This is a genomic window from Nocardia sp. NPDC051052 (assembly GCF_044456045.1).
In the GTDB taxonomy this organism is placed as follows: domain Bacteria; phylum Actinomycetota; class Actinomycetes; order Mycobacteriales; family Mycobacteriaceae; genus Nocardia.
In genome coordinates, this window is record NZ_JBITFL010000002.1 from 567634 (window position 1) to 592051 (window position 24418).

Annotated in this window: 21 protein-coding genes; 9 read left to right on the forward strand and 12 right to left on the reverse strand. The window is 67.5% G+C overall.

Annotated elements, in window-relative coordinates; all coding sequences use genetic code 11:
- Nucleotides 1-101 precede the first annotated feature (101 nt).
- Together cobN and ACIBCN_RS07685 are read right to left on the reverse strand one after the other, a co-directional pair.
- Nucleotides 102-3812, reverse strand: coding sequence for a cobaltochelatase subunit CobN (gene cobN / locus ACIBCN_RS07680; RefSeq protein ID WP_396990700.1), 3711 nt, complete (start codon nt 3810-3812; stop codon nt 102-104).
- A 243-nt stretch (nt 3813-4055) separates the two neighbouring features.
- Nucleotides 4056-4496, reverse strand: coding sequence for a nuclear transport factor 2 family protein (locus ACIBCN_RS07685; RefSeq protein ID WP_396990701.1), 441 nt, complete (start codon nt 4494-4496; stop codon nt 4056-4058).
- A gap of 455 nt (nt 4497-4951) precedes the next feature.
- Here ACIBCN_RS07685 and cobG point away from each other — a divergent pair, with 455 nt between their 5' ends.
- Entirely contained in the window at nt 4952-6160 is a 1209-nt protein-coding gene (gene cobG, locus ACIBCN_RS07690) for a precorrin-3B synthase (protein ID WP_396990702.1), read from the forward strand.
- A 98-nt stretch (nt 6161-6258) separates the two neighbouring features.
- Here cobG and ddaH read toward each other — a convergent pair whose 3' ends face one another.
- Complete coding sequence (gene ddaH, locus ACIBCN_RS07695) at nt 6259-7101, reverse strand: dimethylargininase (RefSeq protein ID WP_396990703.1); 843 nt, start codon at nt 7099-7101, stop codon at nt 6259-6261.
- 138 nt (nt 7102-7239) lie between these two features.
- On the opposite strand from ddaH, the gene ACIBCN_RS07700 reads away from it, so the two are divergent.
- The 6 genes from ACIBCN_RS07700 to ACIBCN_RS07725 all read left to right on the forward strand — a co-directional run bounded on the left by ACIBCN_RS07700 (nt 7240) and on the right by ACIBCN_RS07725 (nt 12667).
- Complete coding sequence (locus ACIBCN_RS07700; RefSeq protein ID WP_396990704.1) at nt 7240-7677, forward strand: Lrp/AsnC family transcriptional regulator; 438 nt, start codon at nt 7240-7242, stop codon at nt 7675-7677.
- A 403-nt stretch (nt 7678-8080) separates the two neighbouring features.
- Nucleotides 8081-8971: an oxygenase MpaB family protein gene (locus tag ACIBCN_RS07705; protein WP_396990705.1), complete on the forward strand. Its 891-nt coding sequence runs from the start codon at nt 8081-8083 to the stop codon at nt 8969-8971.
- Between the two features lie 250 nt (nt 8972-9221).
- Complete coding sequence (locus ACIBCN_RS07710; protein WP_396990706.1) at nt 9222-9857, forward strand: precorrin-8X methylmutase; 636 nt, start codon at nt 9222-9224, stop codon at nt 9855-9857.
- Nucleotides 9854-11764: a precorrin-2 C(20)-methyltransferase gene (locus ACIBCN_RS07715; RefSeq protein ID WP_396990707.1), complete on the forward strand. Its 1911-nt coding sequence runs from the start codon at nt 9854-9856 to the stop codon at nt 11762-11764. The genes ACIBCN_RS07710 and ACIBCN_RS07715 overlap by 4 nt, the downstream gene beginning before the upstream one ends.
- A 32-nt stretch (nt 11765-11796) precedes the next feature.
- On the forward strand, nt 11797-12063 hold the full coding sequence (locus ACIBCN_RS07720) for a hypothetical protein (protein ID WP_396990708.1): 267 nt from the start codon (nt 11797-11799) through the stop codon (nt 12061-12063).
- A 73-nt stretch (nt 12064-12136) separates the two neighbouring features.
- Nucleotides 12137-12667 carry a PadR family transcriptional regulator gene (locus ACIBCN_RS07725; RefSeq protein ID WP_396990709.1) on the forward strand — a complete coding sequence of 177 codons (531 nt, stop codon included), beginning with the start codon at nt 12137-12139 and terminating at the stop codon, nt 12665-12667.
- Here ACIBCN_RS07725 and ACIBCN_RS07730 read toward each other — a convergent pair.
- The 5 genes from ACIBCN_RS07730 to ACIBCN_RS07750 all read right to left on the reverse strand — a co-directional run bounded on the left by ACIBCN_RS07730 (nt 12653) and on the right by ACIBCN_RS07750 (nt 16627).
- Nucleotides 12653-13387: a cobalt-precorrin-6A reductase gene (locus ACIBCN_RS07730; RefSeq protein ID WP_396991160.1), complete on the reverse strand. Its 735-nt coding sequence runs from the start codon at nt 13385-13387 to the stop codon at nt 12653-12655. The genes ACIBCN_RS07725 and ACIBCN_RS07730 overlap by 15 nt on opposite strands.
- Nucleotides 13384-14007 (reverse strand): DUF6861 domain-containing protein, encoded by a 624-nt coding sequence (locus tag ACIBCN_RS07735; protein ID WP_396990710.1) that lies wholly within the window; start codon nt 14005-14007, stop codon nt 13384-13386. Before ACIBCN_RS07735 ends, ACIBCN_RS07730 begins: the two co-directional genes overlap by 4 nt.
- Nucleotides 14008-14109: 102 nt before the next feature.
- Nucleotides 14110-15354, reverse strand: a complete 1245-nt coding sequence (gene cbiE / locus ACIBCN_RS07740) for a precorrin-6y C5,15-methyltransferase (decarboxylating) subunit CbiE (protein ID WP_396990711.1) — start codon at nt 15352-15354, stop codon at nt 14110-14112.
- Nucleotides 15351-15629 (reverse strand): hypothetical protein, encoded by a 279-nt coding sequence (locus ACIBCN_RS07745; RefSeq protein ID WP_396990712.1) that lies wholly within the window; start codon nt 15627-15629, stop codon nt 15351-15353. The genes cbiE and ACIBCN_RS07745 overlap by 4 nt, the downstream gene beginning before the upstream one ends.
- Before the next feature lie 242 nt (nt 15630-15871).
- Nucleotides 15872-16627, reverse strand: a complete 756-nt coding sequence (locus tag ACIBCN_RS07750; protein WP_396990713.1) for an SDR family NAD(P)-dependent oxidoreductase — start codon at nt 16625-16627, stop codon at nt 15872-15874.
- A 94-nt stretch (nt 16628-16721) separates the two neighbouring features.
- Here ACIBCN_RS07750 and ACIBCN_RS07755 point away from each other — a divergent pair, with 94 nt between their 5' ends.
- A complete protein-coding gene (locus ACIBCN_RS07755; RefSeq protein WP_396990714.1) occupies nt 16722-17141 on the forward strand; it encodes a TIGR03618 family F420-dependent PPOX class oxidoreductase in 420 nt (139 codons plus the stop codon).
- A 75-nt stretch (nt 17142-17216) separates the two neighbouring features.
- Here ACIBCN_RS07755 and ACIBCN_RS07760 read toward each other — a convergent pair whose 3' ends face one another.
- Nucleotides 17217-18344 carry a M24 family metallopeptidase gene (locus tag ACIBCN_RS07760; protein WP_396990715.1) on the reverse strand — a complete coding sequence of 376 codons (1128 nt, stop codon included), beginning with the start codon at nt 18342-18344 and terminating at the stop codon, nt 17217-17219.
- Nucleotides 18345-18768: 424 nt separating this feature from the next.
- Between ACIBCN_RS07760 and ACIBCN_RS07765 the strand changes: the two genes are divergently transcribed.
- Entirely contained in the window at nt 18769-19761 is a 993-nt protein-coding gene (locus ACIBCN_RS07765) for a 5'-3' exonuclease H3TH domain-containing protein (protein WP_396990716.1), read from the forward strand.
- Nucleotides 19762-19870: 109 nt separating this feature from the next.
- On the opposite strand, the gene ACIBCN_RS07770 is transcribed toward ACIBCN_RS07765, so the two are convergent.
- From ACIBCN_RS07770 to tatC, 3 genes are all read right to left on the reverse strand, one after another.
- Nucleotides 19871-20557 (reverse strand): DUF4333 domain-containing protein, encoded by a 687-nt coding sequence (locus tag ACIBCN_RS07770; RefSeq protein ID WP_396990717.1) that lies wholly within the window; start codon nt 20555-20557, stop codon nt 19871-19873.
- Nucleotides 20558-20752: 195 nt separating this feature from the next.
- Nucleotides 20753-23455: a DEAD/DEAH box helicase gene (locus ACIBCN_RS07775; protein ID WP_396990718.1), complete on the reverse strand. Its 2703-nt coding sequence runs from the start codon at nt 23453-23455 to the stop codon at nt 20753-20755.
- A 2-nt stretch (nt 23456-23457) separates the two neighbouring features.
- Nucleotides 23458-24411 (reverse strand): twin-arginine translocase subunit TatC, encoded by a 954-nt coding sequence (tatC, locus tag ACIBCN_RS07780; RefSeq protein ID WP_396990719.1) that lies wholly within the window; start codon nt 24409-24411, stop codon nt 23458-23460.
- Nucleotides 24412-24418: the final 7 nt, after the last annotated feature.

The following is a 24418-nucleotide window of genomic DNA, read 5'->3' on the forward strand; positions in this document are numbered from 1 at the left end:
CGCTCTCGGCGACAGCGTTGTCGAGAGGATTGAGAAAATTGAATTGCCTTGCAAGATCACGCATTTCAAACTCCCCAATAATTGGGGGGTTGATTTTCACGCTATTCCAATTCCCCTTCGGTCTCCAAGTAGACCTGACGCAACCCATCCAGTGTCGCCTGCTCCGGGTGCTCCCACAAGTCCCGCTCGGCGGCCTCCAGCAGCCGCTCGGCAATGCCGTGCAGCGCCCACGGGTTGGACTGCTCCATGAACTTGCGGTTCACGTCGTCGAAAACGTAGCTCTCCGCGAGCTTCTCGTACATCCAGTCGGCGACGACATTGGTGGTGGCGTCGTAGCCGAACAGGTAATCGACCGTCGCGGCCATCTCGAACGCGCCCTTGTAGCCGTGCCTGCGCATGGCCTCCAGCCAGCGCGGGTTCACCACCCGGGCACGGAACACCCGGGAGGTCTCCTCGGAGAGCGTGCGGGTGCGCACCGCGTCGGGGCGAGTGCTGTCGCCGATGTAGGCCTCGGGGTTCTTGCCGGTGAGCGCGCGCACGGTGGCGACCATGCCGCCGTGGAACTGGAAGTAGTCGTCGGAGTCGGCGATGTCGTGCTCGCGGGTGTCGGTGTTCTTGGCCGCCACCGCGATTCGACGGTACGCGGTGCGCATGTCGTCGGCGGCGGGTGCGCCGTCGAGGTCGCGACCGTAGGCGTAGCCGCCCCAGGTGGTGTAGACCTGTGCGAGGTCGTCGTCGGTGCGCCAGCTCTTGGAGTCGATGAGCTGCAGCAGGCCCGCGCCGTAGGTGCCCGGCTTGGAACCGAAGATGCGGGTGGTGGCGCGGCGTGCGTCGCCATGCTCGGCCAGATCGGCCTCGGCATGCGCGCGAACGTAATTCGACTCGGCGGGCTCATCGAGTTCGGCGACCATCCGCACCGCGTCGTCGAGCAAGGCGAGCACATGCGGGAACGCGTCCCGGAAGAAGCCGCTGATGCGCACCGTCACATCGACACGGGGACGGGACAATTCGTCGAGCGAGATCACCTCGAGGGTGGTGACGCGGCGGCTCGCCTCGTCCCACACCGGCCGGACACCAAGCAGCGCAAGGACTTCGGCGATGTCGTCGCCGGAGGTGCGCATCGCCGACGTACCCCACACCGACAGCCCCACCGAACGGGGGTACTCGCCGTGGTCGGCGAGATAACGGGCGAGCAGCGAATCCGCCATGGCCTGACCGGTTTCCCAGGCCAACCGCGAGGGGACAGCCTTCGGGTCGACCGAGTAGAAGTTGCGGCCGGTCGGCAGCACGTTGATCAGGCCGCGCAGGGGTGATCCGCTGGGGCCCGCGGGGATGAAGCCACCGTTGAGGGCGTGCAGGACGCGGTCGACCTCGATGCCGGTTTGGCGCAGCCGAGGGACGACTTCGGTTGCGGCGAAACGGAGTACCGCGCGGACCGCGGTGAGCTGGGGATCGGCGGTCAGGATGGCGGCCGCGTCGGCGAGGCCGGATGCGGCTGTCTCGCTGGAACTCTCGGCCGCCGATCGCGCACCGGGACGGCTGCCGTCCGCAGTCGCGCGGAGCGAGGCGGCGAACTCGTCCACCAGTCGGTCCACCGCGTCTGCCGACCAGTCGGCTGCCTGCAACGCGGCGACCAATCCGCGAGCCTGATTTTCCACGACGTCGACTCGGCCGCGGACCTCGGTGCCGGATTCGTCCAGCCCCAAAGCTTCCCGCAGGCCGGGCACGTTCCGCTCGCCGCCCCACAGCTGGCGGGCGCGCAGCATGGCGAGCACGAGGTCGACCTCGCTCTCCCCCGCCGGTGCTTGGCCGAGGATGTGCAGGCCGTCGCGGATCTGCACGTCCTTGATCTCGCACAGCCAGCCGTCGACGTGCAGCAGCATGTCGTCGAAGACGTCCTCGTCCGGGCGTTCGGCGAGGCCGAGGTCGTGGTCCATCTTGGCGGCCCGCATCAGCGTCCAGATCTGCTGGCGGATCGCGGGCAGTTTGGCCGGGTCGAGGGTGGAGATATTGGCGTGCTCGTCGAGCAGCTGCTCCAAACGCGAGATGTCGCCGTAGCTTTCGGCGCGGGCCATCGGCGGGATCAGGTGATCGACCAGGGTCGCGTGCGCGCGGCGCTTGGCCTGGGTGCCCTCGCCCGGGTCGTTCACCAGGAACGGGTAGATCAACGGCAGGTCGCCGAGGGCGGCATCGGTGCCGCAGGAGGCGGACATGCCGAGCGTCTTGCCCGGCAGCCATTCCAGGTTGCCGTGCTTGCCGAGGTGCACCATCGCGTCCGCGCCGAAACCCTCACTTGACCTGACCCATTGGTAGGCCGCGAGGTAATGATGGCTGGGCGGCAGATCGGGGTCGTGGTAGATCGCGACCGGGTTCTCACCGAAACCGCGGGGCGGCTGCACCATCAGCACCACATTGCCGAAACGCAATGCGGCGATGACGATCTCGCCCTTCGGGTCGGCGGAACGGTCGACGTAGAGCTCGCCGGGCGGCGGGCCCCACGCCTCGATGATCGCTTCGCGCAGGTCTTCGGGCAGCGTGTCGAACCACGCGGTGTAGGCGGCCGCGCCGATCCGAATCGGGTTACCCTCCAGCTGCTCCGCGGTCAGCCAGTCCGGATCCTGGCCGCCCGCGGCGATGAGGGCGTGGATGAGCGCGTCGCCGTCCTGCTCGTCCAGGCCGGGGATCTGCCCCGGCTCGCCGAGATGGTAACCGGCGGAGCGCATTTCGGTGAGCAGGCGAATGGCGCTCGCGGGGGTGTCGAGGCCGACGGCGTTGCCGATGCGGGCGTGCTTGGTCGGGTAGGCCGACAGCATCAGGACGACGCGCTTGCGGTCGGCGGGGATGTGGCGCAGCCGCGCGTAACGCACCGCGATGCCCGCGACCCTGGCCGCGCGCTCGGCGTCCGGGACATAGGTGGACAGGCCGTCGGCGTCGAACTCCTTGAAGGAGAACGGAACCGTGATGATCCGGCCGTCGAACTCGGGGACGGCGACCTGAGTGGCGACGTCCAGCGGGGACAGGCCGTCGTCGTTGGCCGCCCACTGTGCGCGGCCGCTGGTGAGGCACAGGCCTTGCAGGATGGGCACATCCAGGTCGGCGAGCGCGCCGACATCCCATGCCTCGTCTTCACCGCCTGCCGAGGCGGTCGCGGGCTTGGTGCCACCCGCGGCAAGCACTGTGACCACGAGGGTGTCGGCCTGCCGCAGCGTGGCAAGCAGTTCCGGCTCGGCGGTGCGCAGCGACGCGCAGTACAGCGGCAGTGCGCGCGCGCCGGCGTCTTCGATCGCGCGGCACAGGGCGTCGATGTAACCGGTGTTCCCGGCGAGATGCTGTGCGCGGTAGTAGATCACCGCCACGGTGGGCTGATCGTCGCTCGGCTCGGCCGAAACTCGTTCCAGCACACCCCAGCTCGGCAGCTGCACCGGCGGCTCGAAACCGTGGCCGGTCAGCAGGACCGTGTCGGAGAGGAAATTGTGCAGCTGCAGCAGGTTTTCCGACCCGCCCGCGGCCAGGTAGTTGTGCGCGTCTGCGGCGACACCGCCGGGCACGGTCGAGCATTCCATCAGCTCTGCGTCCGGCGCGCTCTCGCCACCGAGCGCCACCATCGGCACCCCGCTGGCGCGGATCGCGTCGAGGCCGTCCTCCCAGGCGCGCTTGCCGCCGAGGATGCGCACGATCACCAGATCGGCGCCGTCGAGCAACGCGGGCAGGTCGTCCACCAGCAACCGCGCGGGGTTGCCCCACCGGTACTCGGCGCCGCTCGCGCGGGCGCTCAGCAAATCGGTGTCGGACGTGGACAGCAGCAGAATCACAGGTGACGGCCTTCCTTGGGTTACGCGCCCATCGGGGTTTGCTGCTCGCCGCCGGGGTCGGCAGCCAGCGGAGCTGGCGGGTGGGTAGAACCCAGAGGGTCTGGCTTTCAACAGTGGCGCGACCGCACCGGATTTCCACCGGTTTCCTCGTCGCCCGCCGAGCATGCAGATGCTACCTGCCGCAGCGGACGAATGCGGACGCCGCTCCGCAGCCGGAGCGGGCGTCGACGCCCTCCCGATCGGTCAGGTCAGATCGGCGTTTCCGTCGATGACCTTGAGGTGATAGTGAAACTTGTTGACCCGCCAGCCATTCGGGGTCCGTTCGGTGCCGATGTCGTAGCTGCCGACGAAGGTGCGGGTCTTGCCGTTGGTGGCGGAGTTCTGCACGTGCACGGCGATGGCGTCCGCGTGCACGCTCGCCGCGTCACCCGCCAGGTCGACCAGGTGGTTTCCGGACTGGTGATGGACCTCATCGAGCTCTCCGAGCCCCACCCGCCAGTCCTCGGCAATATCGACCGCATCGCGCTCCCCGGCCGGGCCACCGAATCCGCCGTCGAAGTCGACCTTCGGTGTGAAAACGGCGTCAACCAAATCGTTCCAACGTCGCTGATCGGTGTAAACGAACATCCGGGTGACCACGTCGATGATCGCGAGACGATCAGCCAAGGTAGAGATTTCAGACATATGTCTCACCCTAGCGGCACTCAGAGTTCGCCGTTCGCTGAGCACTCCGACCTCGAAGCACCGCAAGCGCGTCGCTCGCCCCACCCCAAACACACTTGACGTACGTTGCGTGCTCTTGACGCAGGTTGCAGCATGCGTCAAGAGCACGCAACGTACGTCAAGTCAGCGGATGGTTTCCGGCGCCGCGTGATCTCCGCGGCATGGGTGGTGTCGGGTGTGGCGCCGCCGGCGGCGTCGGGTTCGCCAACCAAGCCACTACGCCCAGGCTGCGGCGTGCGGTTGCATCAGGTCGAGTCCGGCCGCTGTCTGAACAACTGGTCGAAGGGGATTCGTACGCTCAGTGGATTAAGACTCGACATGTCCGGGGTCCAGGCCCGGCGTGCTGCGGTTGCATCAGGGCGAGGCGACTGCTCCCTGAACGGCTGATCGATGGGGATCCGTACGCTGGGTGGACTATGACTCGACGTGTTCCGGATTCCTGCCCCGGCGTGCTGCGGTTACATGAGGCGGCCGATGGGCCGCTGGCGCGGATAAGGGTGCCCGGAGGGCGGGTGGAGCCGGGGCAGTTGCAGGTGTTGGCGGAGGCGGCGCGCGAGCTCGGGGACGGGAATATCGAACTGACGTCGCGAGGGAATGTTCAGCTGCGGCAGGTGCGGGATGCGGGTGCGCTGACCGGCCTGCTCGGGGCGGCCGGATTGTTGCCGAGCCACACGCACGAGCGGGTGCGCAATATTGTCGCGTCGCCGCTGTCCGGTCGGATCGGGGGTTCGGCGAATGTGCATGCGCTGGTTCCGGTCCTCGACGCCGGACTGCTGGCCGCGCCGCGCCTGGCCGAGCTGCCCGGGCGGGTGCTGTTCACGCTGGACGACGGACGTGGGGACGTCAGTGGGCTGAGTGCCGATATCGGCGTACACGCCACGGGCACAGACGAATTCGCCCTCCTGCTGGCGGGACGCGATACCGGGATCCGGATCTCGGCCGCCGACGCGGTGGACGTCATGCTCGCCGCCGCGCACGGGTTTCTCGACCTGCGCGGCGACGATGCGGGCCAATGGCGCCTGCACGATATCGAGGGCGGCGCCGAGCGGCTGGCCGAACTACTCGCTCGCACCCGCGCTGCCGATCGCGTGGAAATCGCTGCGGCCCAGGATATTCCGATCGGCTGGCTGGATCAGGACAACGGATTGGTCACCCTGGGTGCCGGCGTTCGGCTCGGCTCGCTACCCGCCCGGACGGCCGAATTCATCGCCGCCATCGAACGCCCCGTCTTCATCACCCCATGGCGCAGCCTCATCATCACCGACATGGACGAGTGGACCGCCGAGCAGGTAGTCCGCGTGCTCGCCCCCATGGACCTCATCTTCGACGCCACCTCCCCCTGGCTACAAGTCAGCGCCTGCGCAGGACGCCCAGGCTGCGCGAAGTCACTCACCGACGTCCGCGCAGACGCAATGGCCGCCGTCGAATCGGGCCGCGTCCTCCTCCCCGAGCCGAATCACCCTCCACACCAAAACATCCCGATCGTCCCAGCAGACAAGGTAACCGTCGCAGGCCGCCAACACTGGTCCGGCTGCAACCGCCGCTGTGGCCGCCCTCACGGCCCCGTCACCGACATAGTCGCCACCGACTCCGGCTACCACCAGTCCCCAACCCAGCCCACCTGACCAACCCCGGTCCGACCGCGGATTTCGCGGTGATGGGGTTGGGGTGCGCGGTGGGCCTCAGGGTTGAGGGCGCCGGTGTGTTCTGTTGGGGTGGTTGGCTATTCGTGGACTTCCAGGGTGCAGCATTTGACGCTGCCGCCGGCCTTGAGGAGTTCTGACATGTCGATGCCGATGGGGTTGTAGCCGCGGGCGCGCAGTGCTTCGGTCAGGGCGGTGGCTTTGTTGCTGAGGAAGACGTTCAGGCCGTCGGAGACCCCGTTCAAGCCGAGGACCTCGGCGTCGGCGTCGGTGGCGACGATGGCGTTCGGGAACAGCTCGGCGAGTACCGCTTGACTCGCGGCGCTGAAGGCGGGTGGGAAGTAGGCGATGGTGGTGTCGTCGAGGGGCAGCAGGACGGTGTCGAGGTGGTAGAAGCGCGGGTCGACCAGTTCCAGCGACACCACCTCGCGCGAAAAGTGCTGCGCCACTTCTTGATGCGCGGCGAGCGAGCTGCGGAAGCCCATGCCGGCCAGCATCCGCTCGCCGACCAGCAGGAAGTCGCCCTCGCCCTCGTTGATTTCCTTGGCGTCGACCAGTCCGGCGAGGCCGTGCTGGGCGAACCAGTTGTGGTACGCCGGGCCCTCGGCGGCCCGCTGCATGTGGGTGAACCGGGCCGACATCGCGCGGTCGCCGACGATGAGACCACCGTTGGCGGCGAAAACCATGTCGGGCAGGCCGGGCACGCCGGGCACCACGTCGACCTTGTGCCCGTACTCCTCGTAGGTGGCGCGCAGCGTTTCCCACTGGAGCAGGGCGAGGGCGCGGTCGACCGGCGCATCCGGATCCATCCACGGATTGATGCAGTAGGTGACCTCGAAGTAGTCCGGACGGCACATGACGAACCGTCGCGACGACGGTTTACGGGCGGCGGACTCGGCGCGGAGGGTGGCTACAGACGTCAACGTGTCTCCCGGTAGGTCGGCGCGATCTTGCGGCTCACACGACCGTAATTCGCCTACTATTGCACCAGTAACAACGAATCGTTGCGCATTTCGACCCCGGAACATCGAATCATTGCGTGGAAGAAAAAGAGGTGTGACGTGGACGACATCGACCGGCGGATTCTGGAGCACCTACTCAGACAGGCACGGGCCTCGTTCCAGGAAATCGGCAGCGCGGTCGGTCTCACCGCACCCGCGGTGAAACGGCGCGTCGACAAGATGGTGGCGAGCAAACAGATCACCGGTTTCACCGCGTTGGTGAACCCGGCCGCGATGGGCTGGAAAACCGAGGCGTACGTCGAGGTGTACTACCGCGACAACATCTCCCCCGCCGAACTGCGCCGCACCCTGGAACCGATTCCGCAGATCGTCGGCGTGTGGACCATCGCGGGCGAGGCCGACGCGCTGATCCACGTGATGGCCACCGACATGGCCGAGATCGAGGTGACCGTCGAGCGGATCCGCGAGAACGCCCGCGTCGGCCGCACCCGCAGCTCGATCGTGATGTCCCGCATCCTCGAACGCCCCCGCACCTGACCCGAGCCGCGGCAGACGGGCGCCCGTGCAGTCGCGCAGGGTGTCTCGGCGAGATCGAAGGTACGAACCGCTCCCTGCGCGACAAATGCTCCGACGCACAGCGATCGACCCGGATAACCCAGACCGTCAGCTTGGGATTCCTCACGCACTAATCCGTACACCCCGATATTTCACCCCCCAGACATCCGGTAGCCGAGAAGCGAGTACGAGGACCGAACGTCGGGCTACATCGGTGAATCGTGACGTCGTTCATCGGCGAGTTCTGACGGCGTTCTGAACGAACAGGATTTGAACCTGCCGCTACCCGACCCCCATTCAACTCTCGCCGAACTGCACCAACCGAACTAATCTCGCCTAGTAAATACCTACGTATAGTATCTAGCGCTAGCGCATCATCGATTTCTTGCCATGGTTCGAAACCGCAACACCGACAATTGAGGCGGAGGCAAGCATGGATGCTATCGCAAGGCGGGCTGTGGTCAACGCGCAGCCGCTCGGCCCGGGCTGCGAGGCGTGGCGGTTAGCGGCAGACCGAACCGTGGTCCTGCAGGGCGCATCGAGCCTGCTGATGCAGGTCGCGCATCCGATCATCGCCGCTGCGGTCATCGATCATTCGACCACCACAGACTTGGTTGGTCGGTTGAATCGGACCATCGCGTCGATCTGGCGGCTCATCTACGGCGGACCAGCCGCCGCAGGCGAATCGCAACGGCTATTCGAGATGCACAAGGCGATGAAAGGTATCGACGCCAACGGTAACCGATATCATGCGTTACACCCGGAAGCCTACGCATGGGTGCTCGCAACATTGTTCGACGGGCTCAATCGATATTATGTGATGATAAATTCGCCGATCAGCGAGAGCGATCGGGAGCGGTTGTATCAGGATTGGCGCCAACTAGCCGAGCTGTTAGGTCTACGGCCTTGGCATCTCCCGGCCGATCTCGCCGGGTTCGAGGTGTACTACGAAACGATGATCGCCGAGCGACTGCACACCAACCGCGCGTTCCACACGATGTTCAAGGCGCTGCTCCTCAGCTACATGTCGTCCTCGCCGGCGCGTTACCTGCCCGACAGCGTGTGGAACAAGCTGCGTCCCCCGGCGAGTTCGCTCGTGCGGTTGTGCGCTGTGGGCATGCTGCGGCCCAGCGCGCGCGAGTTGTTCGAACTGCCCTGGACACAGCAAGACCAACGACGCCTGCACATGCTCGGGACCGGCATCCGCACCGTCAACGCCGCGCTGCCCAAGAAGGCCCGCCACAACAAGCTTGCCACGACCGCGTTCCGAAGCTGATCGATCGCCTGCTCAGCCCGGTCACAGAGTTGTAGCGGCTGATCGCCGTGGCCAGCCACCCGGACGCACTCGTCCGCGTTTTGAGGCGAGCGGGTCGTCCGCAGCAATCGACGACACCGTCGCCCCACTCGCCGACCCGACCGAACGTCGGCGCCGAGCTCCACCGCTCGCGCGCTGCCGATGAGCCGCGCATGTTGTCCCAGCTACCCGCACCGACCTGGCCTAGCACGCACCTCTTAGGGTGGAGCGCATGTCCGACGTGCGTGCCAGCTACCTCACCGACGGGGCCGAGATCTATCGGCGCTCGTTTGCGATGATCCGCGCCGAGGCGGACCTCAGCGGGTTTCCGCCGGATGTGGCGCAGGTGGTGGTGCGGATGATCCATGGGTGCGGTCAGGTGGATTTGGCGGGGGACGTGGCGTTTTCGCCGGGCGTGGTGGCTTCGGCGCGGGCGGCGTTGCGGGCGGGGGCGCCGATTCTGTGTGACGCGAACATGGTTGCCTCCGGTGTGACGCGTAAGCGGTTGCCCGCCGACAACGCGGTGATCTGCACGCTCGCCGATGCGCGAGTGCCGGAACTCGCTGCGGGCCTGGGCAATACGCGGTCAGCGGCGGCGCTCGAGCTGTGGCGCGATCACCTCGATGGTGCGGTGGTCGCCATCGGGAACGCGCCGACCGCGCTGTTCCACCTGCTCGACATGCTCGACGCGGGCGCACCGCGACCCGCCGCCATCCTCGGCATTCCGGTCGGCTTCATCGGTGCCGCGGAATCCAAGGACGCGCTGGCCGATTTCGGCGGCATCGAGTTCCTGACCGTCCGCGGCCGACGCGGCGGCAGCGCCATCACCGCCTCCGCACTGAATGCGATTGCGAGCGAACAGGAATGACGGACGGCACACCCATCGACGGCTCGGCGCGTACCAATGCGGACAACGTGGATGGCAGGCAGCTCGACGGCGAGCCGAGCACGAGGCACGATGCGCGGGCCACGGACATTTCTGCGGCGAGAACCGAATCACGAACGGCGCCAGGCAAGTTGTGGGGCGTCGGGCTCGGTCCCGGCGATCCGGAGCTGGTCACGGTGAAGGCCGCGCGGGTCATCGCCGAGGCCGATGTGATCGCGTTCCACAGCGCGCGGCACGGGCGGAGCATCTCCAAAGGCATTGCCGCGCCGTATATGCGGCTTGGGCAACTGGAGGAGCATCTCGTCTATCCAGTGACCACCGAGACCACCGACCATCCCGGTGGCTATCAGGGTGCGATCGATGAGTTCTACGAGCAGGCGGCGCAGCGACTGGCGGGGCATTTGGCGGCGGGGCGGTCGGTCGCACTGCTGGCCGCCGGTGACCCGCTGTTCTACAGCTCCTACATGCACATGCACCGACGGCTGGCGGATCGATTCGAGGCCGAGATCATTCCGGGCATCACCTCGGTGAGTGCGGCGTCGGCGGCGCTCGGCACCCCGCTGGTCGAGGGCGAGCAGGTGCTGACCATCCTGCCCGGAACGATGCCGGTCGACGAGCTCACCAGGCGGCTCCGCGACACCGAGGCCGCCGCCATCATGAAACTTGGCCGCACCTATCCCGGTGTGCGCCAAGCTCTTTCGGATTCTGGTCGCCTCGCCGATGCGTACTACGTCGAACGCGCAAGCAGCACCCGTCAGCGCGTGCTGCGTGCCGCCGATGTCGCCGACGAGGATGTCCCGTACTTCTCCATCACCCTTGTTCCCGGCCCGACCCCGACCACTCCCCTTCCCCGCGCCGAATCCGCAGCGCGGCAGGCCGAATCGACGAACCCGCCGCCGCAGGCCGCCGACCCGGCGAATCCTCTTGCAGCGGAAGATGGTTCCGCCGTGCAGCGGCGTAACTCAGCGGCGACGATCAGCTCGCGCGCACCGGCCGGTCAGCAGAACACCTCCGCAGAGCGGGCAGCCTCGCATGCCACCGTGTCCGCGAACGTGTACGAACCAAGCTCGGCCGCAAACCATTTCGCCGACAAAGCCACCCCGCAGCCCAGTGACCAGCCGGGTCAGGTTGTCGTCGTCGGCCTCGGCCCCGGCGCACCCGAGTGGACGACCACCGAGGTACACGAAGCACTCGCCGACGCAACGGATCTCGTCGGCTACACCACCTACCTGAACCGAGTGCCGTCACGCCCTGGCCAGCGCAGGCATGCCAGCGACAATCGCGTCGAGTCGGAGCGCGCCGCCATGGCGTTGGACCTGGCCAGGCGTGGCGCACGGGTCGCGGTGGTGTCGTCGGGCGATCCCGGGGTGTTCGCGATGGCGGCGGCGGTGCTGGAGGAGGCCGCCGATCCCCAGTGGCGCGACGTGCCGGTGCGGGTGCTGCCGGGCCTCACCGCGGCCAACGCGGTGGCCAGCCGGGTCGGCGCACCGCTCGGCCACGACTACGCGATGATCTCCCTCTCCGATCGCCTCAAGCCGTGGGAGGTTGTGGCCCAACGTCTTTCCGCCGTGGCCGCCGCCGATATGGCGATCGCCGTCTACAACCCCGCCTCGTCGCAGCGCACCTGGCAGGTCGGCGCCATGCGTGACCTGCTGCTGGCGCATCGCAAGCCCGACACGCCCGTGGTGCTCGGCCGCGATGTGGGCGGGCCGACGGAGTCGGTGCGCGTGGTACCGCTCGGCGAACTCGATCCGGCCGACGTCGACATGCGCACCCTGCTGATCATCGGCGCGTCCACCACCGCGGCCGTGGATACCGACCAGGGGGTCCGCGTTTACACCTCGCGTCGCTACGCACGCACAGGCGACGCGGCCTCGCCCGGCGCGTAAGATCGCCTGACGCACTGACGATTGGAGGGATCTTGGCCGCGACACTGTCGGAGCTGACACTGCGCGCCCGAGCCCTCGAGGCCCGAGCCACCGCCGGCGAACAGGCACTCGATGAGCAAGGTGACGTCCTCGGCGAACTCGCGGCTCTCACCAGGAAGGCGCTCGACGGCATCGACCGGATCGAGGAGCGCACCGGGAAAATCGAGGAGGACCTCGTCGAACTGCGCCTCGGGCAAGCGCGGTTGGCAGAGGGCATGGCGCTGGTGCTGGCCCGTCTCGATCAGCTGGCCGGTAAGTAGGTCACGCGGCCCATCCGGCGTACGTTCGTATAACATTCCACTATGGAAGGTTGATAGCGAAGGGAGCAGTCGGTTGACGAAGACCGCGACCAGCCGCAAGCCGTTGAACTCCACGGCCGCGTCGCTGCTCGGATTTCTGCACGAAGGGCCCATGTCGGGCTGGGATCTGGTGGCCAAGGCCCAAGAACGCATCGGCGACTTCTGGACGATCACGCAAAGCCAGGTCTACCGGGAACTCGGCACGATGGACGCCGCGGGCCTGGTGGAAAAGGGCGCGCCAGGCGCTCGCGAGCGCACCCCCTATCTGATCACCGACGCGGGACGGGAAGCCTTCCTGGAGTGGATCGCCCGCGACCCCGGCGGCGAAAACATCCGCTTCCCACTGCTCTTGACGCTGTCTTTCGGCGACCATCTCGATCGACCGCATCTCGATCGAATCATCGCTGCCAACAAGGAAATTCATCAGGAGCGGCTCACCAAGTACCTCGACGAGGACCCCTCCTGCATGCCCGCCTTCGCCCGCGCGACGCTGGATTTCGGCATCGGATACGAACGCGCGGTGCTCGATTGGTTCGACCGGCTACCCGGACTACTCGGCGGCTGACCGAAGCCAATCCCAGACCTGCGCCACACTTTCCATCACTACAGCACCCTCGGGCAGCGGTGGCCGGTCGACCATGACGACCGGCAGCCCCGCCGAACGAGCGGCGGTCAGCTTGGCGTCGGTCTGGTCGCCGCCGCTGTCCTTGGTGACGAGCAGATCGATGCGCCGGTCCGCCAGCAGCCGGGATTCGTCGGCGACCGTGAAAGGCCCACGGGCGAGCAGCAATTCGTGCTGCGGCGGGAGTTCGACCTCGGGTGGGTCGATGGCACGGATCAGAAACCAGGGACGGGTCAGTCCGGCGAAAGCGCCGACGCCCTGACGGCCGATGGTCAGGAACACGCGATTGCCCTGCGCAGCAACGGTCTTCGCGGCGGCGGCGAGGTCAGGTACTCGAATCCACTGGTCACCGGGCTGTTCAGACCAGCTGGGGCGCCGGAGATGGACTAGCGGCAGATCCGCCGCCGCCGCGGCGACATGCGCGCTGATGATGCCCGCGAACGGATGGGTGGCGTCGACCACGGCCTCGATCTCGTTGGCCACCAACCACTCCCGCAGGCCGTCGACCCCGCCGAAGCCGCCGACGCGGACCGCACCGACCGGCAACAGGGGGTCACGAACGCGACCGGCGAGCGAGGAAACGATGTCGAATCCTTGCTCGCCGGAAGCGATGGCGGCCAGGTCCCGGCCTTCCCGGGTACCGCCCAGAATCAGGGTTTTCAGGGCTGGCCGCTGAAGTAGGCGATGCCCGCGTTCAGCAGCGACGGCCCGCCTGCGACGGCAAGGCCGATGATCGCGCCGAGCACGGCACCGGGCAGGATCCCGACACCGAAGAACAGGATTCCGATGGCGGCACCGATCAAGCCGCCGACGAGTGCGCCGAGCGAGGCGCGCTGCAGTTCGGCGAAGAACCAGTCCTGGGCGCCGATGAACTCGGCGGCGACCGGCGCGTTCGCGGTCGGCGCGACCTTCGGGGTCAGCGTCAGCCGGGTGGCGTCATCGGCGATGGCCGCGGCGATCTCCACCTGCTCGCCCTTGGCGGTCTGGGTGAGCGGAATGCTGGCGACGGTCGCGCCCGCGGCATTCGTCAGGGTGACCGACTGCTTGTCGGTGGCCAGGCTGAACGCACCGCCGGTTACGCTGGTGACCACGGACTTGCCCGCGTCGGCCAGCTGCAGTGCGTAGCTGACGCCCTGGTCCTGACCCTTGACGGTCGGCGCGGCGGCGGCCTGATCCTGCACCGCGGGCGGCGCGGGTGCGGGCGCGGCATACGCGGTGCCCGCGCTGACGCCGGTGGCGGCGATGGCCAAAAGTGCGGTGGCGGCGAATTTCTCGTATTTCATCTATCTCCCCATCAGGAACCGGATTTCCGATCATGACCGGAACTCGGCCCCGACCCTACCCGCCGGGGTGAACTCGTTCTATTCGTGGACCTCATTTTGCGGTCATGCATTGTGCAGTTTCACAACTGACCATTGCGTCACGGGCAGCTGCGGGCGCCACGTCGTGAAAGTTCCCAGCGGCTCCGCGCGGTAGATCTGAAACTTCCGCAACGTACCGCCATGTCCGGCCGCCCAGCTGAGCAGGAGCGATTCGGATTCCGCGGTCACCGCGTTCGCGACGAGCCTGCCGCCCTGTCGCAGCTGGGACCAGCATGTCTCGAACAGGCCATCGTGCGTGAGTCCGCCGCCGATGAAAATGGCGTCCGGAGAGGGGAATTCGGCGGGACTGGTCAATTCGGTGAGTACTTCGCCGTGTACGGCGATGTGCGGGACACCCAGGGCGGCCGCGTTGTCGGCGATCTGACGTCGCCGATGGTCGAGTTGTTCGAAAGTGAGTGCGCGACAGCTGGGATGCGTGCGGCACCATTCGATCGCGATGCTGCCCGAACCGCCGCCGACGTCCCACAAGAGTTCTCCGGGTGCAGGCGCCAGGGCGGCCAGCGTCAAAGCGCGCACCTCGTTTTTGGTGAGTTGTCCGTCGCCGCTGAACAGTTCGTCGGGCAGGCCTGGCGAGCGAGTCGCTCGAACATGCTTCAGGTCTGCGGCGCATTCGATCGCGACAATGTTGAGTGGATCCCCAGCGGGCCGCTGCCATTGCGTCGCGATCCCCGCTTCGAGTCGCTCCGCCGAACCGCCCAGCTGCTCCAGCACCGTCAACAATGAGTCACCGAACCCATTGCGCTCCAACAACTCCGCCAGCTGTCCCGGCGTGTGCTCATCAGCACTGAGCACCAGCACCCGCCGCCCATCGATCAACTCCGGAAGCACCGTCTCCAACGCCCGCCCCACCACACTCACCACCGGCGTCTCCGCCAGCCCCCACCCCAACCGCGCACACGCCAGCGACGCCGACGACGGCTGCGGCAGCACCCGAAGCGCCGCCGCCCCCAACAACCGCGCCAACGTCACCCCGATCCCATAAAACATCGGATCCCCACTGGCCAGCACACACACCCGCGCCCCGGCATATCGCTCGAACAACCCAGGCAACGCAGGCACCAACGGCGACGGCCACACCACCCGCTCCCCCACCGAATCCCGTTCGGGCACAAGAGCAAGCTGCCGCGCCGACCCGAAAACCACATCAGCGGAGGCAATAGCCTCCCGCGCCGCTCGCCCCAGCCCGTCCCACCCATCGGCCCCGATCCCCGCCACCACAACCGGCGGCCCCGACCACATGGCCGTCATCCGCGTTCACCCAGCAGCACAAGGCAATCGGCCGCCACGTCGCACCCGCCCATCGCCTCGCTGTCCATCAAACCTTCAACACCAACCACATTCGGCACGACAGTCGAATCGCGACAAAGGGCTGCCCGCGCATCGGTCATTGCCGCACCGGCGCCATGCGATGCCCCTACCCCACAACCGCAGGACACCCTGGCGGTCATCGAACCCGCTTCGACACCAACCACATTCGACACCACGCCTGGCTCCCAATACTGGGCCGCCCGCGAATCGGTCATTGCCGCACCATCGACACGCAATGCCGACGTGCGTCCGCTGCTGCCTGATGGCGGTCGGTTCGTCAATCGAACGCGAGTTTGCGACAGCAGGCGCCGACCGCCCGATACCGTGCTCTGGACGTCAATGCGGCCGACGGCTCTACGGGCGTCCGCGCGCACTCCGCAGGTAGCAGCTCGGGGCGCGAGATCCATCGCGCAATCACGTCGCGTTGCCGCCCGAATCGAGTCGCCCTGCCGACCGCTCACCGCGGCATCCGACGCCAGATCGTTTGAGGCAGTAGACGCATGCCGAAGAAGACGGGACGCAGAATGCCGGGTGTCCAGACAACTCCCGCACGCTTGTGCAGACCCTTCACCACGGCGGCGGCTACCTGGTCCGGGGTGCTGGAGAAGGGGGCCGGGTCCATGCCCTGGGTCATTCGGCCGATGACGAAGCCGGTGCGCACCAGCAGTAGGTGAACGCCGGTGCCGTACAACGCATCCGCGAGCCCGCTGGCGAAACCGTCGAGGCCCGCCTTCGCCGAGCCGTACACGTAGTTGGCGCGGCGGACTCGCACGCCTGCCACGGAGCTGAACACGACCAGCTGCCCTTCACCTTGCGCGCGAAGCAGATTCGCGAGCGTGGTGAGCACGCTGACCTGGGCGACGTAGTCGGTGTGCACCACGGCGAGCGCATGCGCCGGATCCTGTTCGGCGCGCGCCTGATCGCCGAGCACGCCGAACGCGAGTACCGCAACCCCGATCTGCCCGTACTCGGCCGCGATCTTCTCGAAGAACGCGGGATGGTTCGCCGTGTCGTCGGCATCGAACTCCACGCAGTGCACGGCCGCCGCCCCTCCATCGGTGAGTGCCGCTGTCTGCTCCGCTAGGTCAGCACTGCGCCGCGCCGCGAGGATGACCACCTGCCCCGGCGCCAGCCGCCGCGCCACCTCGAGCCCGATCTCGCTGCGCCCACCGAGCAGCAGCACCGTCCCCTCCGCAATCCCTCGCAATCCCATGCGCTAAGTCTGTCATTCCACCCCCGCCCACCCTCTGCACCCCACCGACCAAGCCCCTGCGGAGTGCCCGCGGGCCTGCCGCTACGGTCGGGGGATGCCGACCCAGACCGTGGAGCTTTCCCCCGCAGCGCTCGAATTCGTCACCGAACGGCACCTCGCGACGTTGACTACGTTGCGCGGCAACGGAACACCGCATGTCGTCGCGGTCGGATTCACCTGGGACCCGGAGGCCGGGATCGCCAGGGTGATCACTGACGGTGGGTCGGCGAAGGTGCGCAATGTGCGGCGGGGCGGTTATGCGGCCGTGAGCCAGGTCGAGGGTCGCCGCTGGCTCACCCTCGAGGGGCCGGCGGTCGTGTTGGAGGCCGCCGACGCCGTCGCCGAAGCGGAAACCCGCTACGCGGGCCGCTATCGCGTCCCTCGCGAAAACCCGACCCGGGTGGTTATCGCGATCGAAGTCCAACGTGTCCTGTCCAGCTCCACACTGGTCGCCCCGCCCGCAGACCTGCGGTAGCTTTCGACGTCGTGCGGGCGCCAGGACGCGCTCGCTCTGAACCGCCAGAGCGAGCGCGTTCCGGACGCGAGGTCGTTACAAGACGGTCAGTCCGTGGGGACGCTGGTTCATGGACTCGCAGCCATCTTCGGTGACCACGACGATGTCTTCGATGCGCGCGCCCCACTCACCGCGGAAGTAGATGCCCGGTTCGATGCTGAAGGCCATGCCCTGCTGCAGGATCAGGTCATTGCCTTCGACGATGTAGGGCTCCTCGTGGACCGAGAGGCCGATGCCATGGCCGGTGCGGTGCACGAAGGCGGGACCGAAACCGGCCTCGATCAACGGGTTTCGGGCGGCGGCGTCGACGGATTCGGCGGTGACGCCGGGGCGGACGGCCGCAACCGAGGCCGCCTGGGCGCGTTCCAGGGCGGCGAAGCTGGCCGCGATCTTCGGGTGGGGTTCACCCAGAACGTAGGTGCGGGTCGAGTCGGAGTAGTAGCCGGGGTCGACCGGGCCGCCGATGTCGATGACGACGACGTCGCCGGACTCGATGCGACGCTCCGAGTCGTGGTGGTGCGGGTCGGCGCCGTGCGGGCCGCTGCCGACGATGACGAACGCGGCCTCGGTGTGCCCCTCCTCGACGATGGCGGCGGCAATATCCGCGCCGACCTCGGCCTCGGTGCGACCGACCTGCAGGAATTCACCCATTCGCGCGTGCACGCGGTCGATGGCGGCACCCGCGCGACGCAGTGCGTCGATCTCCGCGGCGTCCTTGATCATGCGCAGTTCGCGCAGCACCGGCGTGGCGGAGGCGGGCAGGCCGGTGAACGACTTGGCCAGCGGGATCAGGTGCAGCGCGGGCATGGCGTCGGCGACGGCAACACGCGAGCCTGCGTGCAGCGCGGACTTCACGATGCCGTACGGATCGATGCCGTCGACCCAGTCCAGGACCTGCAGGCCGAGTTCACCGGCCGCGGATCCTTCCAGCGAGGCCAGTTCCAGTTTTGGAATCACCACCGAGGGGGTCGCGCCATCGGCGGGGATCACCAGGCAGGTCAGCCGTTCGAACGACTCGGCGGCCGACCCGATCAGGTACCGAAGATCCGGGCCCGGCGTGATCAGCAAAGCGTCCTGATGGGCGGCCCGCATCAGCTCCACCGCCCGCTCCAACCGCTTACCGTAAACGTCCGCCGCGAACCTGGAATCCGTATGCGAGCTCATTCATCCGACGTTACCTGTCCGACCCCCTCAGGCGAACCCGAGCTCCCCCGCTCCCTTCGCCGATCCGCACCGTCTTCGCACACCCGCTCGATGCTTCACACAGCCCTCGACCGGTTGAAAGATATGTGCAGGGAGAACCGGCTCCGCGAAGACGGAACCTGGCGAGTGGGGATGCGATCGGTTCGACTGGGGATGCCGGTTCGCTGGCGTAGATGAGGAGGCGAACTACGCGGCGGATGGCGCGGCACGGTCGAGGCTTCGGTTCGGTGGCAATGGCGCCGAGTCGATCATCATCACCGGGGTCGGCGATGGGCAGGTAGCCGAGAAGCCCGTCAGGTCACGCCCCCGGTCTATCGAGCGCATGGCTCGCATATCGAGGCCGGATCACCACGGGTTTGTCGGGGGTGGGAGGTAGCCTCAGCGCGTGACTTCTGCTGCGACTTCCGGTGGACCGCTGTTGCTCCTGGACGGGGCGAGCCTGTGGTTCCGTGCCTTTCACGCGATTCCCGAGAAGATCACCGCGCCGGACGGGCGGTCGGTCAATGCGGTGCGCGGGTTCACCGATATGGTCGCGTCGCTGATCACCAAGCATGCGCCGAGCCGGTTGGTGGTGTGCCTGGACTTGAATTGGCGGCCGACGTTCCGCGTCGAACTGGTGCCGTCGTACAAGGCGCACCGACTCGATACGTCCGCCGACGCGGGTCCCGGCGCCGAAACGGTGCCGGACACGTTGACCCCGCAGGTCGACATGATCCTCGAGGTGCTCGCCGCCGCCGGAATCGCGACCGGCGGCGCGGCGGGACTGGAAGCCGACGACGTGCTCGGCACCCTGGCCACCCGCGAGACCAGCGACGATGTGGTGGTCGTCAGCGGCGACCGCGACCTGCTGCAGCTCGTCCGCGACACACCGAAACCGCCGGTGCGGGTGCTCTACGCGGGACGCGGACTTGCCAAGGCCGAGCTGTTCGGCCCCGCCGAGGTGTCCACCAAATACGGTGTGCCGCTGGAGAACGCGGGCCGCGCCTACGCGGATCTCGCCACTCTGCGCGGCGACGCCTCCGACGGCCTGCCCGGCGTCGCCGGCATCGGCGAGAAGTCCGCGTCGCTGCTGATCTCCCGATTCGGTTCGCTGGAAACGCTGGTCGCCGCGGTCGAGGACCCCGAAGCCGACCTCGCCCAGGGCATCCGCGCCAAACTCCGTGCGGCAGAAGACTATTTGAAGGCAGCGGCCCCCGTCGTCCGCGTCGTCTGCGACGCCGAAGTCGAATTCTCCCGCCCCGACACCCTCCCCACCACCCCCGCCGATCCCGACCGCCTCCGCGAACTGGCCACCGCCTACAACGCCGAAAGCCCGATCACCCGCCTCATCAAAGCCCTCGCCACCCGCACCCCTGAATGCCCGATCTCGAATACCTGAGCTCCCAACAACAACCGCCGCAACCACTCTCGACACGGCGCTGTCGGCGGGGAAACGCCAACGGTCGGCCCACAATGTGGGCCGACCGCGGAGATCGAGTGATCGGGACCTAGTTGGGGCGGCCGACCTCGTAGGTGCCGTCTTCCTTGGTGATCTTGATGGTCACCTTTTTGGCTTCGCCGCTGACCTTGAGGTTGCAGTCGAAGGTGGCGTCGACCTTGACTTCCTGGCCGGAGGGGCAGGAGACGTCGGCTACGTCTTGGATGCCGTAGGAGTCGGTGAGGACCTTCTTGACGCCGTCTTGGACGGCGGACTGGTCCAGCTTGTCCTTGGAGGTCAGCACGAGGACGAGGGCGACGATGGCGCCGATGACGACGACACCGAGCACGACCAGGCCGATGACCAGGCCTTTCCCCTTACCGCCCGACTGCGGGGGCTGCTGCTGCTGGCCCCACTGCGGGTTGGGCTGCTGACCCCACTGCGGCTGCGGCTGACCCTGCTGCCAATCCTGCGGCTGGGCCTGACCCCACTGCGGCTGACTCGGCTGCCCGGGCTGGCCCCACTGCGGAGCAGGCTGCTGACCCCACTGCGGCTGGGCGGGCTGCTGGGGTTGCGGCGCCCACGGTTGCTGCGGCGGCTGATCACCCCACTGCTGGGTCGGCTGTGCCGAGGCAGGCGTCTGCGGCTGACCCCACTGGGGGGCCGATCCCGTCCCGGGTGCCTGCTGTCCACCCCACTGCTGGGTGGGATCGTTGCGTCCCTCCCCGGGTTCGCTGGGTCCAAACGGGCCGCTCATCTGGTTGCCTCCACTCGCATCGTTGTACACACGGTAGCCCCCCGCGTGGGAACGGTCGCACGCATGCCTTCACCTCGCTAACGCTCGGCTCCGGCATGCGAGCGGGCCGCATCTTTGATTCGCTCGCTGCGCTCGCTTATGCGAGTCCTCCGCCACGGTCGGTACGCGAAAGAAATCAAATCACAATCGAATCCGCTACGCGGCGTCCACCGCGACGACACCCCGCCGGATCGCTCGCACCGCCTTCGCGGCGGTCGACGCGACCTCCGGATCGTCGGCACTACCGTGAATCTGATCGAGCAGGTCGATCACCTGCCTGCACCAGCGCACGAAATCGCCCGCGGACAGCGGCGCGGCCTGGTCGCCGCTGGCGAGCAACGACTCGGCCAACCCGTCGCCGCGCGCCCATTTGTGCACGCCGGTGACGAAACCCAGATCCGGTTCCCTGGTCGGCGGCAGCTTGTGCCGCGACTCGTCGGACCGCAGCTCGCTCCACACCCTGATGGTCTCGCCGATGGCCCGCCGGATCGGCTCCGTCGGACCCGTGACGCCGAGATAGCCACCGTCCTGGCGGGATTCGAACACGAGAATCGAGACGACACCGGCCAATTCGGCCGGTCCGAGCCCACGCCACAACCCCTGCCGCAGGCATTCGGCGACCAGCAGGTCGCTCTCGGAGTAGATCCGGGCGAGTCGACGCCCATCGGCGGTCACCTCGGACTCGTGCACGAACCCGCGCTCTTCCAGCAGCCCGACGATCCGATCAAAGGTGCGGGCCAGCGAGTTCGTGGTGGCGGCAACCTTCTGGCGCATGGCCTCGGTTTCCCGGGCCAGCCGGTTGTAGCGCTCGCCGATGCGCGACATCTGCTCTCGATCGGCGCGGGTATGCGCCGGATGGGAACGCAGACTACGACGCAATGTCGACAATTCCCGATCGTCGGCCGCGGAAGCCCGCTTGCCGCGGCGCGGTCGGCCCGGCGCGGAAATCCCGGTGCTGCGCAACGCCGAAGCCAGATCGCGCCGGGCCTGTGCGGTCCGGTGGTCGACCCGACGCGGCAACCGCATGTGCCCCAATGCCTCTGCGGGCACCGGGAAGTCCGCCACCGAGACCCGCCCGGCCCACTTGTCCTCGGTGAGCACCAACGGCCGCGGATCCCCCGGCGTCGCGTCGGGTTCCAGAATGACCGCGAGACCGGCCCGCCGCCCGGACGGAATGGCCACCACGTCACCGCGGCGCAACGCGGTCAGCGCGGCAACGGCCACGCCGCGACGGTCGGACCGGCCCTGCTGTTCGATCTGCCGTTCCCGCTGCTTGATCCGCTCGCGCAGCGAAATGTATTCCAGGAAGTCACCATCGGTGCCGCCGAGCTGACCGCGCAGCTTCCGCAGCTGCGACTCGTTGCGTTCGATGCCACGCACCAGCCCGACCACCGAGCGGTCCGCCTGGAACTGCGCGAACGACCGCTCCAGCAGCTGCCGCGATTCGGCGGAACCCATCCGGTCGATCAGGTTGATCGACATGTTGTAGCCGGGCTTGAACGAACTGCGCAGCGGATAGGTCCTGGTGGAGGCCAGACCGGCGACCGCACTGGTGTCGACCTCCGGCTGCCACAGCACCACCGCGTGCCCCTCGACGTCGATGCCACGACGGCCGGCACGACCGGTCAGCTGGGTGTATTCGCCGGGGGTGAGCTCGGCGTGCGACTCACCGTTGTACTTGACCAGCCGCTCCAGCACCACCGTGCGCGCGGGCATGTTGATGCCGAGAGCCAGTGTCTCCGTGGCGAATACGGCCCGCACCAGGCCCTTGACGAACAGTTCCTCGACGGTGTGCCGGAACGCCGGCAGCATGCCCGCGTGGTGCGCGGCCAGCCCGCGATGCACCGCCTCGCGCCACTCCCAGTAGCCGAGCACCTCCAGATCGGCCTTCGGCAGATCGCCGGTGTGCTTCTCGATGATGGCGTCGACCTGTTCCCGGTCGCCGTCGCGGCTCAAATCCAGCCGTGCGCGCAGGCATTGAGCCAGCGCACCGTCGCACCCCGCGCGACTGAAGATGAACGTGATCGCGGGCAGCAGGCCCTCTTCGTCCAGCTTGGCCAGCACCTCGGGGCGCGGCAACGGCCGGAAGTCACGCCGCGGACCACCGCGCCCTTGCCGAGGCCGATCCCAGCTGTTCGCCCGATCGGCGGCCTCACGCTGCCGGATGAACCGCACCAGGTCCTCGTCGACCAGCACCTTCTGATCGGTGGAATCGGTGTCGAACAGGTCGAACATCCGCCGCCCGACCATCACGTGCTGCCACAGCGGCACCGGCCTCGTCTCGTCCACCACCACCGCGGTGTCGCCGCGCACGGTCTCCATCCAGGCGCCGAACTCCTCGGCGTTGCTGACGGTCGCCGACAGGCTGACCAGCTTCACGTCCGGCGGCAGGTGCAGGATCACTTCTTCCCACACCGCGCCGCGGAACCGGTCGGCGAGGTAGTGCACCTCGTCCATCACCACGAACGACAGTCCGTGCAACGCGTCCGAGGACGCGTACAGCATGTTGCGCAGCACCTCGGTGGTCATCACGACCACCGGCGCACCGGGGTTGATCGACTGATCACCGGTGAGCAGGCCGACGCTGTCGCGCCCGTAACGCTCGGTCAGGTCGGCGAACTTCTGGTTGGACAACGCCTTGATGGGCGTGGTGTAGAAGCACTTTCCGCCCGCGGCGAGCGCGAGATGCACGGCGAACTCGCCGACGACGGTCTTACCCGCACCGGTCGGCGCGCATACCAGGACGCTGTGCCCGTCTTCGAGTGCCGCACAGGCGGTGCGCTGAAAAGGATCGAGGCTGAACTTCAGCTCGGTGGAAAACTTCGCTAGCTCGCCTGTATGCGACCGGTGATGTGTCACCGTCAGAGGGTATCGGAGTAGTCCGACATCGAGCGTCCGGTTTTATCCGGGGGTGTCACCAGCGAGTCGGCCGGGTTGATCGGGTCGGGACCGCTGATCGAGGACGCCTCTTCGTCGGCCAGCGCGGCCAGGCTCTCCTCTTCCCTGCGGGCCCTGCGGATGTCGTTCAACCGGGAGAACTGGATCGCGACCTCGAAAAGCACCGTCAGCGCGATCGCCAACGCGAGCATGGAGAACGGGTCCTGCGGGGTCACGATGGCCGCGAAGACGAAGAGGCCGAACGTGATTCCGCGCCGCCACGCCTTGAGCCGCGCGTAGGTGAGCACCCCGATGAGGTTCAATCCGATGATCAGCAGCGGGGTTTCGAAGCTCACGCCGAAGATGACCAGCAGCTGAATGATGAAGCCGAAGTATTGCGACCCGCTGAGCGCGGTGATCTGGACGTTGTTGCCGATCGAGAGCAGGAAGCTCAACGCATGAGCGACAACGACATACGCCAGCGCGGCGCCCGTCGCGAACAGCACGCTGCCCGCCGACACGAACCCGACCGCGTACTTGCGTTCCTTCGCGTACAGCCCGGGTGTGATGAACGCCCACAACTGGTAGAGCCACACCGGCGCGGCGAGCACGATGCCCGCGGTCATACCGACCTTCAAGCGCAGGGTGAACTGCTCGAACGGCGCGGTTGCCAGCAGCTTGCACGAGCCGTCCGGGCTGATCGCGGCGCGCGACGAGTCCGGCAGCGAACAGTAGGGCCCGCGCAGGATATCGCCGAGGCTCTCGACGCCGAGAAACCCGTACCCATACCAGATGAAGCCCAGCACGGTGGTGACGATGACCGCGGCGATCGAGACCAGCAACCGATAGCGCAGTTCCTGCAGATGCTCGACCAACGACATGGTGCCGTCGGGATTGGTCCGGCGCTTGCTCTGCCGGGGATCGAACGGGATTCGCATGGCTGGT